Annotated in this window: 26 protein-coding genes; 23 read left to right on the top strand and 3 right to left on the bottom strand. The window is 68.5% G+C overall.

The features are described 5' to 3' along the window. Positions 1–33: 33 nt before the first annotated feature. The 11 genes from rplC to R0232_RS02665 all read left to right on the top strand — a co-directional run bounded on the left by rplC (position 34) and on the right by R0232_RS02665 (position 5,682). Positions 34–714, top strand: coding sequence for a 50S ribosomal protein L3 (gene rplC, locus R0232_RS02615; RefSeq protein ID WP_057596145.1), 681 nt, complete (start codon positions 34–36; stop codon positions 712–714). Next, a complete protein-coding gene (gene rplD, locus R0232_RS02620; RefSeq protein WP_093218836.1) occupies positions 714–1,334 on the top strand; it encodes a 50S ribosomal protein L4 in 621 nt (206 codons plus the stop codon). Before rplC ends, rplD begins: the two co-directional genes overlap by 1 nt. Beyond that, entirely contained in the window at positions 1,331–1,666 is a 336-nt protein-coding gene (gene rplW / locus R0232_RS02625; protein WP_057596149.1) for a 50S ribosomal protein L23, read from the top strand. Before rplD ends, rplW begins: the two co-directional genes overlap by 4 nt. 2 nt (positions 1,667–1,668) lie before the next feature. After that, on the top strand, positions 1,669–2,493 hold the full coding sequence (gene rplB, locus R0232_RS02630) for a 50S ribosomal protein L2 (RefSeq protein WP_057596151.1): 825 nt from the start codon (positions 1,669–1,671) through the stop codon (positions 2,491–2,493). 10 nt (positions 2,494–2,503) lie between these two features. Then, the gene (gene rpsS, locus R0232_RS02635; RefSeq protein ID WP_007838132.1) at positions 2,504–2,782 is read left to right on the top strand and encodes a 30S ribosomal protein S19; all 279 of its coding nucleotides are present in this window, start codon (positions 2,504–2,506) and stop codon (positions 2,780–2,782) included. Between the two features lie 9 nt (positions 2,783–2,791). Further along, positions 2,792–3,124, top strand: a complete 333-nt coding sequence (gene rplV, locus R0232_RS02640; protein WP_007838134.1) for a 50S ribosomal protein L22 — start codon at positions 2,792–2,794, stop codon at positions 3,122–3,124. Positions 3,125–3,139: 15 nt separating this feature from the next. Continuing rightward, positions 3,140–4,051 carry a 30S ribosomal protein S3 gene (rpsC, locus tag R0232_RS02645; RefSeq protein WP_057596153.1) on the top strand — a complete coding sequence of 304 codons (912 nt, stop codon included), beginning with the start codon at positions 3,140–3,142 and terminating at the stop codon, positions 4,049–4,051. A gap of 66 nt (positions 4,052–4,117) precedes the next feature. After that, positions 4,118–4,534 carry a 50S ribosomal protein L16 gene (rplP, locus tag R0232_RS02650; RefSeq protein ID WP_057596155.1) on the top strand — a complete coding sequence of 139 codons (417 nt, stop codon included), beginning with the start codon at positions 4,118–4,120 and terminating at the stop codon, positions 4,532–4,534. Between the two features lie 13 nt (positions 4,535–4,547). After that, entirely contained in the window at positions 4,548–4,799 is a 252-nt protein-coding gene (rpmC, locus tag R0232_RS02655; RefSeq protein WP_371268850.1) for a 50S ribosomal protein L29, read from the top strand. 9 nt (positions 4,800–4,808) lie between these two features. Further along, the gene (gene rpsQ, locus R0232_RS02660; protein WP_015867662.1) at positions 4,809–5,078 is read left to right on the top strand and encodes a 30S ribosomal protein S17; all 270 of its coding nucleotides are present in this window, start codon (positions 4,809–4,811) and stop codon (positions 5,076–5,078) included. Between the two features lie 97 nt (positions 5,079–5,175). After that, positions 5,176–5,682: a peroxiredoxin gene (locus R0232_RS02665; protein WP_431511155.1), complete on the top strand. Its 507-nt coding sequence runs from the start codon at positions 5,176–5,178 to the stop codon at positions 5,680–5,682. 46 nt (positions 5,683–5,728) lie between these two features. Here R0232_RS02665 and R0232_RS02670 read toward each other — a convergent pair whose 3' ends face one another. Both R0232_RS02670 and R0232_RS02675 read right to left on the bottom strand, forming a co-directional pair. Next, the gene (locus R0232_RS02670) at positions 5,729–6,316 is read right to left on the bottom strand and encodes a GNAT family N-acetyltransferase (protein WP_208510580.1); all 588 of its coding nucleotides are present in this window, start codon (positions 6,314–6,316) and stop codon (positions 5,729–5,731) included. Next, positions 6,313–7,020: a cytochrome b/b6 domain-containing protein gene (locus R0232_RS02675; protein ID WP_208510581.1), complete on the bottom strand. Its 708-nt coding sequence runs from the start codon at positions 7,018–7,020 to the stop codon at positions 6,313–6,315. Before R0232_RS02675 ends, R0232_RS02670 begins: the two co-directional genes overlap by 4 nt. Before the next feature lie 168 nt (positions 7,021–7,188). Here R0232_RS02675 and R0232_RS02680 point away from each other — a divergent pair, with 168 nt between their 5' ends. Next, on the top strand, positions 7,189–7,635 hold the full coding sequence (locus R0232_RS02680; RefSeq protein WP_208510582.1) for a c-type cytochrome: 447 nt from the start codon (positions 7,189–7,191) through the stop codon (positions 7,633–7,635). A 75-nt stretch (positions 7,636–7,710) separates the two neighbouring features. On the opposite strand, the gene R0232_RS02685 is transcribed toward R0232_RS02680, so the two are convergent. Next, on the bottom strand, positions 7,711–8,208 hold the full coding sequence (locus R0232_RS02685; protein ID WP_208510583.1) for a TlpA family protein disulfide reductase: 498 nt from the start codon (positions 8,206–8,208) through the stop codon (positions 7,711–7,713). Between the two features lie 103 nt (positions 8,209–8,311). On the opposite strand from R0232_RS02685, the gene R0232_RS02690 reads away from it, so the two are divergent. The 11 genes from R0232_RS02690 to R0232_RS02740 all read left to right on the top strand — a co-directional run bounded on the left by R0232_RS02690 (position 8,312) and on the right by R0232_RS02740 (position 16,984). Then, positions 8,312–8,875 carry a hypothetical protein gene (locus tag R0232_RS02690; protein ID WP_208510584.1) on the top strand — a complete coding sequence of 188 codons (564 nt, stop codon included), beginning with the start codon at positions 8,312–8,314 and terminating at the stop codon, positions 8,873–8,875. A 43-nt stretch (positions 8,876–8,918) separates the two neighbouring features. Beyond that, the gene (locus tag R0232_RS02695) at positions 8,919–10,172 is read left to right on the top strand and encodes an MFS transporter (RefSeq protein ID WP_208510585.1); all 1,254 of its coding nucleotides are present in this window, start codon (positions 8,919–8,921) and stop codon (positions 10,170–10,172) included. Beyond that, positions 10,169–10,624 (top strand): PTS sugar transporter subunit IIA, encoded by a 456-nt coding sequence (locus R0232_RS02700; RefSeq protein ID WP_203203928.1) that lies wholly within the window; start codon positions 10,169–10,171, stop codon positions 10,622–10,624. The genes R0232_RS02695 and R0232_RS02700 overlap by 4 nt, the downstream gene beginning before the upstream one ends. Then, a complete protein-coding gene (locus R0232_RS02705; RefSeq protein ID WP_057596164.1) occupies positions 10,593–10,862 on the top strand; it encodes an HPr family phosphocarrier protein in 270 nt (89 codons plus the stop codon). Before R0232_RS02700 ends, R0232_RS02705 begins: the two co-directional genes overlap by 32 nt. Before the next feature lie 103 nt (positions 10,863–10,965). Then, positions 10,966–12,762, top strand: a complete 1,797-nt coding sequence (gene ptsP, locus R0232_RS02710; RefSeq protein ID WP_208510586.1) for a phosphoenolpyruvate--protein phosphotransferase — start codon at positions 10,966–10,968, stop codon at positions 12,760–12,762. 125 nt (positions 12,763–12,887) lie between these two features. After that, a complete protein-coding gene (locus R0232_RS02715; protein ID WP_431511156.1) occupies positions 12,888–13,256 on the top strand; it encodes a DUF4148 domain-containing protein in 369 nt (122 codons plus the stop codon). A gap of 177 nt (positions 13,257–13,433) precedes the next feature. Continuing rightward, positions 13,434–13,898 carry a Spy/CpxP family protein refolding chaperone gene (locus R0232_RS02720; protein ID WP_208510588.1) on the top strand — a complete coding sequence of 155 codons (465 nt, stop codon included), beginning with the start codon at positions 13,434–13,436 and terminating at the stop codon, positions 13,896–13,898. Positions 13,899–13,981: 83 nt separating this feature from the next. Continuing rightward, on the top strand, positions 13,982–14,455 hold the full coding sequence (locus R0232_RS02725) for a DUF4260 domain-containing protein (RefSeq protein WP_431511157.1): 474 nt from the start codon (positions 13,982–13,984) through the stop codon (positions 14,453–14,455). After that, positions 14,449–14,847 (top strand): hypothetical protein, encoded by a 399-nt coding sequence (locus tag R0232_RS02730; protein ID WP_093350242.1) that lies wholly within the window; start codon positions 14,449–14,451, stop codon positions 14,845–14,847. The genes R0232_RS02725 and R0232_RS02730 overlap by 7 nt, the downstream gene beginning before the upstream one ends. Before the next feature lie 38 nt (positions 14,848–14,885). Next, complete coding sequence (locus R0232_RS02735) at positions 14,886–15,581, top strand: response regulator transcription factor (RefSeq protein ID WP_208510590.1); 696 nt, start codon at positions 14,886–14,888, stop codon at positions 15,579–15,581. Then, entirely contained in the window at positions 15,578–16,984 is a 1,407-nt protein-coding gene (locus R0232_RS02740; protein ID WP_431511158.1) for a HAMP domain-containing sensor histidine kinase, read from the top strand. Before R0232_RS02735 ends, R0232_RS02740 begins: the two co-directional genes overlap by 4 nt. Positions 16,985–17,030: the final 46 nt, after the last annotated feature.

Genomic DNA, 17,030 nt, shown 5'->3' on the forward strand with positions numbered 1-17,030 from the left:
GCGGGAGAAGCTTCCATTTTTTGGAGAAAACACATGAGTCTGAGCAACTCCCTCGGGTTGCTGGGCCGCAAGGTGGGGATGATGCGTCTCTTCACCGATGACGGGGATGCAGTTCCTGTCACGGTGGTGGATGTGTCGAACAACCGCGTGACCCAGATCAAGTCGCAAGAGACCGATGGCTACGTCGCACTGCAAGTGACGTTCGGTTCGCGCAAAGCATCGCGCGTGACCAAGCCGGAAGCCGGCCACCTCGCCAAGGCGGGTGTCGAAGCTGGCGAAATCATCCAGGAATTCCGCGTCACCGCAGATACCGCAGGTCAGCACCAGGCTGGCGGCGTGATCGCGGCCGGCAGCGTGTTCTCCGTGGGCCAGAAGGTGGACGTGCAAGGCACCTCCATCGGCAAGGGCTACGCCGGCACGATCAAGCGCCACAACATGAGCTCGCAGCGCGCGTCGCACGGTAACAGCCGTTCGCACAACGTGCCCGGCTCGATCGGCATGGCACAAGACCCCGGTCGCGTGTTCCCCGGCAAGCGCATGACGGGCCACCTCGGCGACGTCACCCGCACGACGCAGAACCTCTCGGTGTTCCGCATCGACGAAGCGCGTCAGCTGTTGCTCATCAAGGGCGCGATCCCGGGTTCGAAGGGTGGCTTCGTCACCGTGCGTCCCGCCGTCAAGGCCAAGCCGCAAGCGGCTGAAGGAGCGAAGTAATGGAACTCGAACTCCTGAACGAGCAAGGTCAGGCCGCGTCGAAGTACGACGCCCCCGAAACCGTGTTCGGCCGTGACTACAACGAAGACCTGGTGCACCAGATCGTCGTCGCATTCCAGGCCAACGCCCGCCAAGGCACGCGCGCCCAGAAGGACCGCGAACAGGTCAAGCACTCGACCAAGAAGCCTTTCAAGCAAAAGGGAACGGGCCGCGCCCGTGCCGGTATGACGTCCTCGCCGCTGTGGCGCGGGGGTGGCCGGATCTTCCCGAACATGCCTGACGAAAACTTCTCGCAGAAGATCAACAAGAAGATGTACCGCGCCGGCATGGCCGCCATCTTCTCGCAGCTCGCTCGCGAAGGCCGTCTGGCCGTGGTGGATTCGCTGACCGTGGATTCGCCCAAGACGAAGCCGCTGGCAGCCCGTTTCAAGGCAATGAATCTCGAGTCCGTGCTCGTGATCGCCGAAGAAGTCGACGAAAACCTGTACCTTGCCTCGCGCAATCTGGTCAACATCCTCGTGGTCGAACCCCGTTACGCCGATCCGGTGTCGCTGGTTCACTACAAGAAGGTGCTGGTCACCAAGGGTGCCGTCGACAAGCTCAAGGAGATGTTCGCATGAGCCGCGTGAACCCCACCCCTGCTCAACGTCAGTTCGACGAAGGCCGTCTCATGAACGTGCTGGTCGCCCCGATCGTGTCCGAAAAGGCCACGATGGTCGGCGAGAAGTCGAACGCTGTCACTTTCAAGGTGTTGCAAGACGCCACCAAGCCCGAGATCAAGGCCGCCGTCGAACTGATGTTCAAGGTCGAAGTCAAGGGCGTGTCGGTTGCCAACATCAAGGGCAAGACCAAGCGCTTCGGCAAGTCCGTCGGCCGCCGCGACCACGTTCGCAAGGCCTACGTCACGCTGAAGGCCGGTCAAGAGCTCAACCTCGTCGGGGAAGGCGCTTAATCATGGCCGTCATCAAGATGAAACCCACTTCGCCGGGCCAACGCGGCGCGGTGAAGATTTCGCGTGACCACCTGTACAAGGGTGCTCCGCTCGCATCCCTGCTGGAACCCCAGTTCCAGAAGGCCGGCCGCAACAACAACGGCCACATCACGACCCGTCACAAGGGCGGCGGTCACAAGCACCACTACCGCGTGGTGGACTTCCGTCGCAACAAGGACGGCATCCCGGCGAAGGTCGAGCGCATCGAGTACGACCCGAACCGCACCGCCCACATCGCGCTGGTCTGCTACGCCGACGGCGAGCGCCGCTACATCATCGCCCCGCGCGGTCTGGAAGCCGGTGCAACGCTGCTGTCGGGTTCGGAAGCTCCGATCCGCGCCGGCAACACGCTGCCGATCCGCAACATTCCGGTGGGTTCGACGATCCACTGCATCGAACTGCAGCCCGGCAAGGGCGCGCAGATCGCCCGCTCGGCCGGTACCTCGGCCACGCTGCTGGCCCGTGAAGGCGTCTACGCCCAGGTCCGCATGCGTTCGGGCGAAGTCCGCCGCATTCACATCGAATGCCGCGCGACCATCGGTGAAGTGGCCAACGAAGAACACAGCCTGCGCCAGCTCGGCAAGGCCGGTGTGAAGCGTTGGATGGGTATCCGCCCGACCGTTCGCGGCGTGGTGATGAACCCGGTCGACCACCCGCACGGTGGTGGCGAAGGCAAGACCGGCGAAGGCCGTCACCCTGTCGACCCGTGGGGCAACCTGACCAAGGGTTACCGTACCCGTAACAACAAGCGCACGCAGGTCTTCATCGTGTCGCGCCGCAAGAAGTAAGGGATAGCAAATGACTCGCTCTCTCAAAAAGGGTCCGTTTGTTGACCATCACCTCGTTGCCAAGGCCGACAAGGCCGTGACGACGAAGGACAAGAAGCCGATCAAGACCTGGTCGCGCCGCTCGATGGTCCTGCCCGAGTTCATCGGCCTGACCATTGCCGTGCACAACGGCAAGCAGCACGTGCCTGTCTACATCACCGACCAGATGGTCGGCCACAAGCTCGGCGAATTTGCGCTCACGCGCACGTTCAAGGGGCACCCCGCGGACAAGAAAGTCCAGAAGAAGTAAGGAACGACCATGTCTGAAACACGTGCAGTCCTCCGCGGTGTCCGCCTCTCGGTCGACAAGGGCCGTCTGGTCGCCGACCTGATCCGCGGCAAGAAGGTCGATCAAGCGCTCAACGTTCTGCAATTCACGCAGAAGAAGGCCGCTGTGATCATCAAGAAGGTGCTCGAGTCGGCCATCGCCAACGCGGAGCACAACGACGGTGCCGACATCGACGAGCTGAAGGTCAAGACCATCTACGTCGAACAGGGCGCCACGCTCAAGCGCTTCACGGCGCGCGCCAAGGGTCGCGGCAATCGCATCAGCAAGCCCACGTGCCATGTGTACGTGACGGTTGGCAACTAAGAGCCTGGAAGAAATATGGGACAGAAAATCCATCCGACCGGCTTCCGTCTGGCGGTTACCCGTAACTGGTCCAGCCGCTGGTATGCCAGCGACCGCGATTTCGCGGGCATGCTGGCCGAAGACATCAAGGTTCGCGAATACCTGAAGAAGAAGCTGAAGAACGCTTCGGTGTCGCGCGTCCTGATCGAGCGTCCCGCCAAGAACGCCCGCATCACGATCTACTCGGCTCGTCCGGGCGTCGTGATCGGCAAGAAGGGCGAAGACATCGAGAACCTCAAGCGCGAACTGGGCCGCCAGCTCGGCGTGCCGGTGGCAGTGAACATCGAAGAAGTGCGCAAGCCCGAAATCGATGCCCAGCTGATCGCCGACAGCATCACGCAGCAGCTCGAAAAGCGGATCATGTTCCGCCGCGCCATGAAGCGCGCCATGCAGAACGCCATGCGTCTGGGTGCCCAAGGCATCAAGATCATGTCGGCTGGCCGCCTGAACGGCATCGAAATCGCTCGTACCGAGTGGTACCGCGAAGGTCGCGTGCCGCTTCACACGCTGCGCGCCGACATCGACTACGGCACCTCGGAAGCCAAGACCACCTACGGCGTCATCGGCGTCAAGGTGTGGGTCTACAAGGGCGACACCCTGGGCCGCAACGACCTGCCCGCCGTCGAGACCCCGCGTCCCGAGGAAGAGCGTCGTCCGCGTGGTCCGCGCCGTGATGGCCGCCCTGGTGGCGACCGTCCGGGTGGTGACCGCCGCGGCGGCCCGCGTGCCGGTGCCCGTGGCCCGATCGGTGGCAACACCGCTCCCGCCGACGGCAGCGACAAGCCCGCAGAAGCAACCGGCGGTGCCGGTGCAGACTCGAAACCCGCCGTTAAGCGCGTCCGCAAAGCCGCGCCCGCTGCAGCAGCGGACGGTGCCAAGACCGAGTAATCGGTCTCAGCCCCGGGTGTGCATTCGCACAGGAAGCCCGGGGCAGTCCTCACGGAGTAACAAGACATGCTGCAACCTGCACGCAGAAAGTTCCGCAAGGAACAAAAGGGCCGCAACACCGGCGTCGCCACCCGGGGCAACTCGGTGGCCTTCGGTGACTTCGGTCTGAAATGCACCGACCGCGGCCGCCTCACGGCGCGCCAGATCGAAGCCGCTCGCCGCGCGATTTCGCGTCACGTGAAGCGCGGTGGCCGTATCTGGATCCGCGTGTTCCCCGACAAGCCGATCTCGACCAAGCCCGCAGAAGTGCGGATGGGTAACGGCAAGGGCAACCCCGAGTACTACGTCGCCGAGATCCAGCCCGGCAAGATCGTGTTCGAGATCGTCGGCGTGCCCGAAGAACTCGCCCGCGAAGCCTTCCGCCTGGCCGCTGCCAAGCTGCCGCTGCGCACGACGTTCGTCTCGCGCCAGCTCGGCGCCTGAGAGGAGAACATCCATGGCAACACGTAAGAAGAAAGAAGCCGCGGCTCCGGCCAAGGTGAGCAAGGCAACAGCACTGCGCGAGAAGGACGTCGCCGGTCTGCAAGCCGAAATCAAGGATCTGCAGAAGGCCCATTTCGGCCTGCGCATGCAGAAAGCCACGCAGCAGCTGTCGAACACCTCGACGTTGCGCGTGACGCGTCGCGACATCGCGCGCGCCAAGACCGTTCTTGCTCAAAAGCAGCAAGAAACCCAAGCCGCCAAGTAAGGAGTGAACATGACGGAAGCTAAAAAATCCCTCAAGCGCACCTTGATCGGCAAGGTGGTCAGCGACAAGCGTGCCAAGACCGTGACCGTGCTGGTCGAGCGCCGTGTGAAGCACGAGCTCTACGGCAAGATCGTGGCGAAGACGAGCAAGTACCACGCCCATGACGAAAAGGGCGAGTACAAGCTGGGCGACACCATCGAGATCACGGAAAGCCGTCCGATCTCGAAGACCAAGAACTGGGTCGTGACCCGTCTGGTCGAGAAGGCCGTCCTGGTCTGATCCCCCTCGGGTCCGCCGGCTCCGCAAGGCAGCCGGCAGTCCATCGCGAAACGGCCCACAATGTGGGCCGTTTTTCTTTTTCCAGGAGCACTTTCAAATGATCAAAGTCGGCGACACCCTTCCCTCGGCCACCCTGCAGGAGTACTCGGAAGTCGAGGGCGAAGGCTGCAGCATCGGCCCGAATCCCGTCGACGTGACCAAGGCAACGGCTGGCAAGACCATTGCGCTGTTCGCGCTGCCGGGCGCCTTCACGCCCACCTGCTCGGCCAAGCACGTGCCGGGCTACGTGCAGCACTTCGACGACTTCAAGGCCGCGGGCGTGGACGAGATCTGGTGCGTGAGCGTGAACGACGCCTTCGTGATGGGCGCCTGGGCGCGCGACCAGAAGACCGGCGCCAAGGTGCGCATGCTGGCCGACGGCAGCGCCGATTTCGCCAAGGCCACGGGCCTCACGCTGGACCTCACGGGCCGCGGCATGGGCCTGCGCAGCAACCGCTACTCGATGCTCGTGAAGGACGGCAAGGTCGCGACGCTCAACGTCGAGGCACCGGGCAAGTTCGAAGTCAGCAACGCCGAAACGCTGCTGGCGCAAGCCAAGGGCTGAGCGGCAGGTCCAACGAGAACGGTCCGCCTCGCGGACCGTTCCTCGCCTACAGGTCCACCTTCAGGTAGTGCGCCCCCGCGATGGGGTTGTGATAGAAGGGCGGCACCTCGGCGAAGCCCAGGTCCTCGTAGAGGGCACGCGCCGACTCCATCTCGTCGAGCGTGTCGAGCAGCACGCAGCCGTAGCCCGCGCCACGCGCCGCGTCGAGGATCGCCTCGGCGAGCTGGCGGCCCAGCCCCAGGCCGCGAAAGCCCGGGCGCACGTACAGGCGCTTCATCTCCGCCGCATTCACGTAGTCCGCGCTGTCGAGCGGCCGCAGCGCGCAGCAGCCGGCCACGTGCGCGATCCGCCCATCGGCGCGCACCAGCGTGGGCGTGGCGCGGCCAGCCTCGTCCTTGACGTGCGCCGGATCGACCAGCGCCAGCAGCAGCGTGCCGCGCGGCTCGACGTATTCGCCCGGCAGCGCGGCCAGTTCCTGGTCGAAATTCTGGAAGTCGAGATCGATGCCCAGCGAGGCGGCGTAGTCGCGAAAGATGAGGCGCGCGGCCTCGAGTTCGTGGGCCTCGTCGGGCGTGAGCAGCACGACGGCCGGCGTGTCCGACAGCGGCAGGGGGCGTGAGACGGATGAGCTCATGCGCGCAACGACGAAACCCAGTACGCGACGCCCGCGCACAGCAGCGCGAGCACCAGCGCGAGGCCGCGCGACGCGGCGTCGTCGCGGCTGCCGGCGACGGGCGCGGCACGGTCGGCGGCGGCGATGTCCTTGTCGCCCGAGAGCATCGGAGCGACCAGCCGGTGGCGCTTCACCAGCACGTAGAACAGCACCGCGAGCACGTGCAGGCTCGCGAGCGCGATCACGATCCACTTGCCCTGCGTGCTGTGCCAGCCCGTGGCCAGGCTCACGAGATCGCCCGAGACGAAGCGCGTGAGCGGCCCCGCGGCCGAGATCTCGTCGTCGGCCACGAGGCCGGTCGCCACCTGCAGCGCCAGGATCGCGAGCACCGCGAACACCGACAGCGCGCCCAGCGGCGTGTGGCCGATCAGGTGATCGGGATGGGCGCGGCCGCGCAGGTAGGCGAAGAGCGAGCCCGGCGCATAGACGAAGGCCGCGAAGCGCGACCAGCGCCCGCCGACGAAGCCCCAGAGCAGCCGGAACAGCAGCAGCGCGAGCACCGTGTAGCCGAGGCGGAAATGCCATTCCATGACGCCGCCGAGGCCGGTGGCGATCAGCCCGATCACGGCGGCGGCCAGGGCCCAGTGGAACAGCCGGGTCGGCAGGTCCCAGACGCGTGTTCGGGTGGCCTGGCGGGACGCCGCGGCCGCGGGGGAGTCGGTCATCGAAGGTGGGGGGAGCGCATGGCTGCGGAAGGCGCAGATTAGCAAAGTCCGAGCCGCCCGTTCCATCGGGTTGTTGCTATGCGCGCCGACCGGCCTGCCCCTACACTGCCGCGCAGGTGCCGCGCCCGACGGCATCACCCACGATTCCCACATGTCAGAAGGACCACGATGATCCGACTCGCCACCTTCGCGCTGGCCGCCGCCTGCGCCGCCACCACCCTGCCGGCCGCGGCCCAGTTCGCGAAGCCTGAAGACGCCATCAAGTACCGCCAGAGCGCGCTGTTCGTCATGTCGCAGCACTTCGGCCGCCTGGGCGCCATGGCCAATGGCCGCGCGCCCTACGACGCGGCCGCCGCCGCGGCCAACGCCGAGGTGGTGGCCGACATGGCGAAGCTGCCCTGGGCCGGCTTCGGCGCCGGCACCGAGGGCGGCAAGGCCAAGCCCGAGGTCTGGAAGGAAGCGCCCAAGTTCAAGGAACACCAGGACAAGCTGATCGCCGAGACCGGCAAGCTGCTGGTGGCCGCCAAGGCCGGCAACATCGATGCGCTCAAGGCCCAGTTCGGCCCGACCGCCGCGAGCTGCAAGGCCTGCCACGACACCTTCCGCGACCGCTGATCCGCCATTGCTTGCCCCAACAAAAAAGGCGCTGTCCGGTCACGGGCAGCGCCTTTTTGATGGGTGGGGGAGGGCTCAGGCCTCGGCCAGCAGCTTCTCGATCAGCTTGTGCAGCTCGGCGAAATCGGGCTCGCCCACGTAGCGCTTGACGATCTGGCCCTGCTTGTTCACGAGGTAGGTGGTCGGCGTGAGCTTCACGTCGCCCCAGGCCTGCGCCACGCTGCCGGTGTTGTCGATCGCCACCTTGAACGGCAGCTTGCGGGTTTCGGCGAAATTGACGACGTAGCTCGGCGGGTCGTAGCTCATGGCCACCGCCAGCGTGTCGTAGCCGCGCGCCTTGTACTTGTCGTAGGTGGCGATCACCTTGGGCATCTCGCCGACGCAGGTCACGCAGCTCGTGGCCCAGAAGTTGACCAGCGTGACCTTGCCCTTGAGGTCCTCGGTGCTCTTCCTGGTGCCGTCGAGCAGCACGAAGGTCGAGGCGGGCGCCGCGGTGGTGCCCGAGCCGAGGTACACCCCCACGCCGGTGGCCAGGGCGACGGCAACGGCGGCTGCGATAACGTACTTTTTCATGGCTGCTGACTGAGTGGGGCGGCGCGATTCTAGTTCCGCACGTTCGAACGTGCTGGCGCGCGCGACAGTCCCCGTGGAACGGCGGATCGATAATCCGGTCCCCATGCCGCAGCCCACCTCCCGTCTTCGCCGTCGCGCGCGCGCCTCCTGCGCCGCCGCCGCGGTCCTCGTCCTCGCGGCCTGCAGCCCGACCTTCAACTGGCGCGAAGTCCCGGTGGCCGAGGCCGGCCTGGTCGCGCTGCTGCCCTGCAAGGCCGACCGCGCCACCCGCGCGCAGCCGCTGGGCGCCGAATCGGTGCAGGTCGACATGGCCGGTTGCGAGGCCGGCGGCGCCACCTTCGCGATCGCGCATGCCACCGCCGCCGACGCCGCCCAGGCCGAGAGCTGGCTGCGTGCCTGGCAGCTCGCCACGCGCGAGCAGCTGCAGGGCGCGGCCACCACCGAGGCGCCGGCCACGGTGCCGCGTGCCGCCGCCACGCCCGCGCCGCTGCGGCTCGATGCGCCGGCCACGCCCACGGGCCAGCCGCTGCAGGTGCTGTGGTTCGCCCAGACCGAGACCCGCTCGACGCCGCCCGGCGCCGTGTCGCTCTACCAGGCGATGGTGCTGGGCCGGCCATCGTCGGACGAAGCCGCCAAGACCTTCTTCGAAGGCCTGCGGCTGCCATGAGCCGCGCCCGCGACCTCGGCGCGGCGCTTCCGGCGGCCGCGCGATGAGCGAGGGCACGCTCGGCGGCCGGCGCCGCGTCGCCGGCGTCTTCCTGGCCTTCGCCTTCGCTTACTTCCTCTCGACCCTGGTGCGCGCGATCACGGCCACCCTGTCGCCCACGCTCACCGACGAGTTCGACCTCGAGTCGCGCGACCTCGGCCTGCTCGCGGGCGGCTACTTCCTCGGCTTCGCGTTCACGCAGCTGCCGATGGGCGCCTGGCTCGACCGCCATGGTCCCAAGCGCGTGGTGGTGGCGTTCCTCGGCGTGGCGGTGGCCGGCTGCCTGCTGTTCTCGGTCGCCACGCATTTCTCGCTCCTGCTGGCCGCGCGCGTGCTCACGGGCGTGGGCGTCAGCGCCTGCCTGATGGCGCCGCTCACCGGCTACCGGCGCTGGCTCTCGCCGGCGATGCAGCTGCGCAGCAACTCGTGGATGCTGATGGTCGGGTCGTTCGGGCTGGTCGGCGCGACGCTGCCGGTGCAATGGCTGGTGCCGCTGGTCGGCTGGCGCGCGCTGTTCTGGCTGCTGGGCGCGGGCGTGATCGTCTCGATGCTGCTGATCGCCTGGGTCGCGCCGTCGTGGCGTCGAGCCTCACCCGCTGCGACGGTGGCGGCTCCCGACGACGGCGGCAGCTACGCCGCCGTCTGGCGCGATCCCTTCTTCCGCAAGCTCGCGCCGATCGGCTTCTTCCACTACGGCGGCTTCATCGCGATGCAGTCGCTGTGGGCCGTGCCCTGGCTCACGCGGGTGTCGGGCTACACGCCGCTGCGCGCGGCCGAGGCGCTGTTCGTCATCAGCCTGGTGCTGCTCGCCACCTACTGGCTCTGGGGCGTGGCCAATCCCAGGCTCGCGCAGCGCGGCATTGCGGCGGATCGGCTCATGGCCTGGGGCCTGCCGCTCTCGCTGCTGTTCATGGCTATTGTTTTGATAGCGGGGCCGCGTGCGGGCACGGGAACGTGGGCGGTTTTCCTGTGCCTCTGCACGGTGGTCACGCTGGCCCAGCCGGCCGTGGCGATGGCGCTGCCGCCGGCGCTCGCGGGCCGCGCGCTGTCGGCCTACAACCTCGTGATCTTCGTCGGCGTGTTCGTGGTGCAGTGGGGCGTGGGCCTGCTGATCGACCTGTTCGTGCGCGCCGGCCTCGACACCGTGGACGCTTTCCGTGGCGCAATGGCCATCCTGCTGGGGTGCTGCGTTATGTCGTATATCTACTTCCTCCGGGCGCCCCCGCATAATCGACGCGCCGTCCCCCGAGCCGCATGAACAGCATCCTCATCATTGCCCATTCGCCTTTCGCACAAGCGTTGCGAAAGTGCGCGCTGCATGTGTTTCCCGACAGCGAGAACGCCATCGTCGCGCTCGACGTGCTGCCCAACGTGCCGCCCGAGGAAACCCTGGCGGCCGCGCGCATCACGCTCGCGCAGCAGCTCAACGGGCCGCGCGTGCAGGTGCTGGTGCTGGCCGACGTGTTCGGCGCAACGCCTTGCAACGTGGCGCAGAAGCTGGTGGACGGCGTTCGCTCGCGGCTCGTGGCGGGCGTCAATCTTCCGATGCTGCTGCGTGCCGTGACCTACCGGCACGAGCCGCTCGACGTGCTCGTGCAGCGCGCCATCGCCGGCGGCACCGCGGGCGTGATGCAAGTGGCGGTGGCGGCACCGCAGAACCAGGCCAAGAGAAAGCACAGTGATCAAGAAATCCGTGACCATCAGCAATAAGCTGGGACTGCATGCACGCGCATCGGCCAAGCTGACCAAGCTCGCAGGCAGCTTTCCCTGCGAGGTGTGGCTCTCGCGCGGCGACCGCCGTATCAACGCCAAGAGCATCATGGGCGTGATGATGCTGGCCGCCGGGCTCGGCTCGACCGTCGAGCTCGAGACCAACGGCCCGCAGGAAGAAGAAGCGATGAACGCCATCGTCCAGCTCATGGACGACAAGTTCGGCGAAGGCGAATGACTGTGGCCCCCACGCTCCGCACTGCGTGTCGTCGCTGCCCCCCGAGGGGGCTCGGCCGCCTTGGGGCGGCCCGGCGGCGGCCGATGACCTACGGTCCCCGCGCATGACCTTCGCAGTCCACGGCCTTCCCGTCGCCCGTGGCATCGCCATCGGCCGCGCGGTGCTGGTGGTGTCGAGCCGCATCGACGTGGCCCACTACTTCATCAAGCCCGAGGAGATCGAGACCGAGATCGATCGCGTGCGCACCGCGCGCAACGCCGTGGCCGAGGAGCTGGCCAAGCTGCAGACCAACGTCGCGCAGATGGGCCCGAACGACGCGCCGCACGAACTCGCGGCGCTGCTCGAGGTGCACCAGATGCTGCTGCAGGACGAGGCCCTGAGCGGCGGCGTCAAGCACTGGATCAGCGAGCGGCTCTACAACGCCGAATGGGCGCTGACCACGCAGCTCGAGGTCATCGCGCGCCAGTTCGACGAGATGGAGGACGAGTACCTGCGCGAGCGCAAGGCCGACCTCGAGCAGGTGGTGGAGCGGCTGCTGCATCGCATGAAGGGCACGGCCGCGGTGCTGGCGCCGAGCCCGCCGCGGCGCAAGCGCGCCTCGTCCGACGAGGACGACGACCTCACCGCGGGCGACGGCATCGACGTGCCGCTGGTGCTGATCGCGCACGATCTCTCGCCGGCCGACATGCTGCAGTTCAAGAAGAGCGTGTTCGCCGGCTTCGTCACCGACGTCGGCGGGCGCACCTCGCACACCGCGATCGTGGCGCGCAGCATGGACGTGCCGGCGGTGGTCGGCGCGCGCACCGCGAGCCAGTTGGTGCGGCAGGACGACTGGGTCATCATCGACGGCGATGCCGGCGTGATGATCATCGATCCCTCGCCGATCATCCTGGCCGAGTACGGCTTCAAGCAGCGCCAGGGCGACCTCGAGCGCGGGCGCCTCGCGCGGCTGCGCCACAAGCCGGCCGTCACGCTCGACGGCCAGCGCGTCGAACTGCTCGCCAACATCGAGATGCCCGAGGACACGGTGGGCGCGATGAAGGCCGGCGCGGTCGGCGTGGGCCTGTTCCGCAGCGAGTTCCTGTTCATGGGCCGCGAGTCGTCGGCGCGCCAGACGCGGCTGCCCAACGAGGAGGAGCAGTACCAGGCCTACAAGCGCGCGGTCGAGGGCATGCAAGGCATGCCGGTCACCATCCGCACCATCGACGTGGGTGCCGACAAGCCGCTGGACAACAAGTCCGCCAACAAGCAGGAGCACCTGAATCCCGCGCTCGGCCTGCGCGCCATCCGCTGGAGCCTGGCCGATCCCGCGATGTTCCTCACGCAGCTGCGCGCCATCCTGCGCGCGGCCGCGCACGGCGAGATCCACCTGCTGATCCCGATGCTCGCGCACGCGAGCGAGATTCGCCAGACGCTGGCGCTGATCGCGCTCGCGCGCACCGAGCTCGACAACCGCGGCGCGGTGCACGGCCACGTGAAGCTCGGCGCCATGATCGAGATCCCGGCCGCGGCGCTCACGCTGCGCACCTTCCTGAAGCACTTCGACTTCCTCTCGATCGGCACCAACGACCTGATCCAGTACACGCTGGCGATCGACCGCGCCGACGAGTCGGTGGCGCACCTCTACGACCCGGCCCATCCGGCGGTGCTGAAGCTGGTGGCCGACACCATCGCCGAGTGCCGCCGCCAGGGCAAGCAGGTGGCGGTGTGCGGCGAGATGGCAGGCGACGTGGCCTTCACGCGGCTGCTGCTGGGCCTGGGGCTGCGCAGCTTCTCGATGCATCCCTCGCGCATCCTCGCGGTCAAGCAGGAGGTGCTGCGCGCCGACACGAGCAAGCTCGAGGCCTGGGCGCGCTCGGTGGTCGACTCGGACGATCCCGCCGCCATGCTCGCGGGCTGAGCGCCGCGCGCGCTTCAAGCCCGCCGCAATAAAACGAAACACGCCGAAACCGCGGCGAAAGGACTTGCCGCGCGCCGGCAAGCACGATCAGGCCTTCTCTTCACCAACCCTGAAAGGCCCGATCCATGAAGCTCTCCCTGACCCAGGCTGTCGCCGTCGCCTCCTTCGCCATGCTCGCCGCCGCGGGCGCCAAGGCCGAAAGCTATGACGGCGTGCACCAGGCCGTGTCGGCCAAGACCCGCGCCGAGATCCACGAGGAGGCCGTGCGCACCGCCGCGGCACCGAACCAGAACGTGACGCGCGGCTCGCGCGGTCCCGAGACCGTGGCGCGCTCGACCGACCGTGCCAGCGTGGCCGCCGAGGCCGTGCGCACTGCGGCTGCGCCCGACCAGAACGTGAGCTCGGGTTCGCGCGTCAACAGCAAGGTGATCTCGACGCTGCAGAACCCGGTGGACGCACGCGCCACCGCCTCGCGCGACGCCAGCAAGCTCTGAGCGAAGCGGCCCTGCGCGCCCCCGGAAACAAGCGACGCATCGGCGTCGCTTTTTCGTTTCGGCCCTCCGGCCTCGCGTCGCAATAAAACGAAACACGCCGATACCGCGGTGAAAGGACGCGAAGGCGGCCCGAAAGCACCATCGAGCTTCCTCCTCCAACAACACACAGGACCCGTCATGAAACACTGGATCAAACGCACGCTCTTCGGTTTTGCCGGGCTCGCCGTGGTGGCCGGCAGCGTCGCCGGCTGCGCCGGCCATCGCCACGGCTGGAACGGCGACAGCGCCGAGTTCCGCGCCAAGATGGTCGAGCGCGTGGGCAGCAAGCTCGACCTCGATGCGTCGCAGAAGCAGAAGCTCACCGTGCTGGCCGAGAAGCTGCAGGCGCAGCGCCAGGCCCTGCGCGGCGCCGACGGCTCGGGCGATCCGCGCTCGCAGTTCCGCGCCCTGTTCGCGGGCAACAAGCTCGACCAGGCCGGCGCCACCCGCCTGGTCGACGAGAAGACCGCGGCGCTGCGCAGCGGCAGCCCCGAGATCATCGCCGCGGCGGCCGACTTCTTCGATCACCTGAACCCCGCGCAGCAGCAGAAGGTGCGCGAGTTCATGGAGCGCGGCGGACGCCGCTGGAGCCGCCAAGGCTGATGCACCGGCGGCCCCGACCTTCCGTCGGGGCCGCCTTCCGTTCCTTTCGGGGCCCGGCGCCCTCCACCTGATGCGAGCACACCATGAAGACCATCGAACCGAACCTGGGCGACCTGATCGCGCTGCGGCGCCAGGCCGCGCGCCGCGCGAGCGATGCCGCGACCGAGACACAGGAAGGCGCCGCGACCGGCGGCGTGCGCACCACGCTGCGGCTCGAGGCGCTGGCCGTGCTGGCGGGCGCGCTGATCGCCTACGACCGCACCGGCAGCGGCTGGGGCCTGTTCGCGCTGCTGTTCCTGCTGCCCGACCTGTCGATGCTCGGCTACCTGGCAGGGCCGCGCATCGGCGCGCGGGTCTACAACGTCGCGCACTCGTACCTGGTGCCGCTGGGCATCGGCGCGCTGGGCCTGCTGGTGGCGCTGCCCTTCGCGCTGCCGCTGGCGCTGATCTGGGCCGCGCACATCGCGTTCGACCGCGCGCTGGGCTTCGGCCTCAAGTACGAGGCGGGCTTCGGCTTCACGCACCTGGGCCGCGTCGGAAGGCAGGACCCATGGTGAGCGCGCGTCCCGACGATGTCGTGCGGCCCGTGCTGCGCCCCGCCGTGGCGCGCACCTGGCTGCTGGCCGAGGCGCTCGCGCTCGGCACCGCCTCGGCCGTGCACGCGGGCCGGCTGATCCCCGGCTTCGCGCATGCGCAGGCACGCACGGCCGAGGCCGTGATCGCGCTGGTGCTGGTGGGCGCGGCGGTCGCGAGCTGGCTGCGCCCGGCCTGGACGCGCTGGTTCGCGATCCGCGCCCAGGGCTTCGCGCTGCTCGGCACGCTGGTCGGCCTGTTCACCATCGCGATCGGCATCGGGCCGCAGACCGTGCCCGACGTCGCGTATCACCTGGTCCTGCTCGCCGCGCTCGCGGCCGGCCTCGTCGTGGCGGTGCGATGCCGGGCGGGTTGATCATCAGCCAGCTCCTGGCCAGAAGGCACAATCCGCCCATGCCGCGCATCCTGCTGATCGACGACGACGAACACCTCGGCGCGCCGCTGGCGAGCTACTTCGCGCGCTTCGGCTGCACGCTCGAGAGCGCGGTGCGGCCCAGCGAAGGCCTGGCGCGGCTGCGCGCCGAGAGCTTCGACGCCGCCATCCTCGACGTCATGCTGCCCGAGATGGACGGCTTCGCGCTGTGCCGCGAGATCCGCAAGGAGAGCGACATCCCGATCGTGATGCTGACCGCGCGCGGCGAGGTGATGGACCGCGTGGTCGGCCTCGAGCTCGGCGCCGACGACTACGTGCCCAAGCCCTTCGAGCCGCGCGAACTCGTGGCGCGCGTGCAGACCATCCTGCGGCGCCAGCGCGTCGCGCCGCCCGCGGCCGCGTCCACGCAGCAGCGCGTGTTCGATGGCCTGGCGATCGACCTCGACCGGCGCCTGGTGCTGCGCCAGGGCGAGCGCGTCGACCTCACCGGCACCGAGTTCGAGCTGCTGGCGCTGCTGGCGGCCGAGCCCGGCAAGGTGTTCAGCCGCGACGACATCCTCAACCGGCTGCGCGGCCACGAGGCCGAGCTCTACACGCGTGCGGTCGACATCGTGGTGAGCCGCCTGCGCAAGAAGCTCGAACCGCTGGACTGCATCAAGACGCTGCGCAACGCGGGCTACGCGCTGGCCGTGGCACGCGGCGAGCCTTCTTCATGAACTTCCGCCGCAGGGAACGCCGCGATCGCGAGGGCGCGTGGCATGCCTTCGCCTGCCGCCGCGACGAGCTGCACCGGCAGTGGCATGCGCAGTGGCACGAGAAGGTGCAGGGCAAGCGCCGCTGGCGCCGCTCGCTGCGCATCCGGCTGGTGATGATGTTCGTGCTGCTCGCGGTGGTCATGACCGGCGTGTTCCTCATGGGCATGAAGAAGTCCTTCTCCACCGGTTGGGCCGAGGCCGCGCAGCCGATGCTGGTCGACTACGCCGACCGGCTGGTGACCGAGCTCGGCACGCCGCCCGACGTGTCGCGCGCGCAGGCGCTGGTCGACCGCCTGCCGATCACCATCCGCATCGTCGGGCCGACGGTCAACTGGGACTCGAACCCCGGCGAGCACGGCACGCGCGGCGGCTGGATGCGCGACCACGACGAATCGATGTGGAACGACAAGTGGTTCATCCGGCCCACGGCCGACGGCCACCGCGTGATCTTCGGCTGGGCGCCGCGGCTGTGGCAGATCGCGCCGCGCGCGGCCGGCTGGGCCACGCTGAGCCTGCTGCTGCTGCTCGTGGTGCTGGGCTATGCCTACGTGAGCCGGCTGCTGCGGCCGCTGATCGACATCCGCGATGGCGCGCAGCGCTTCGGCCGCGGCGACTTCGAGCGGCCGATCCCGGTGCGGCGCAACGACGACATCGGCGATCTCGCCGAGCACATCAACACCATGGCCCAGGACATCCAGGCCATGCTCGATGCCAAGCGCGGGCTGCTGCTGGCGCTGAGCCACGAGCTGCGCTCGCCGCTCACGCGCGCACGGCTCAATGCCGAACTGCTGCCGGCCACGGCCGAGGGCCGGGCCGAGCGCGAGGCGCTGCTGCGCGACCTCAACGAGATGCGCGACCTGATCAGCGACCTGCTCGAGAGCGAACGGCTCGCGAGCCCGCACGCGGCGCTGCAGCGCGAGCGCATCGATCTCGCGGCGCTGGTGCGCGAGACCGTGGCCGAGATGCCGGCCGCGCGCGAGGTCCACCTCGACCTCGCCGAGGGCCTGCCGGCGCACTCGGTCGACCGCATGCGCATCCGCCTGCTGGTGCGCAACCTGCTGGACAACGCGCTGCGCTACAGCACCGAGGCGCCGCGTCCGCCCAGCGTGTCGGTGCGCGCGGTGCTCGAGGGCCAGGCGCAGGGCGTGGAGATCGAGGTGCGCGACTTCGGTCCGGGCGTGGACGAGGCGCAGCTCGAGCGCCTGACCGAGGCCTTCTACCGCACCGACGGCGCGCGCCAGCGCGCCACCGGCGGCGTCGGCCTGGGCATGTACCTGTGCCGGCTGATCGCCGAGGCGCATGGCGGCAGCCTGCGCGTGCGCAACGCGTCGCCGGGCCTGCAGATCGTGGTGCGGCTGGGCTGACGAGGTCTGGGCGGGGAGGGCGGGCTGTCGCCTGCGCTACGCGCGG

The organism is Variovorax sp. DAIF25 (genome assembly GCF_050711835.1).
In the GTDB taxonomy this organism is placed as follows: domain Bacteria; phylum Pseudomonadota; class Gammaproteobacteria; order Burkholderiales; family Burkholderiaceae_C; genus Variovorax.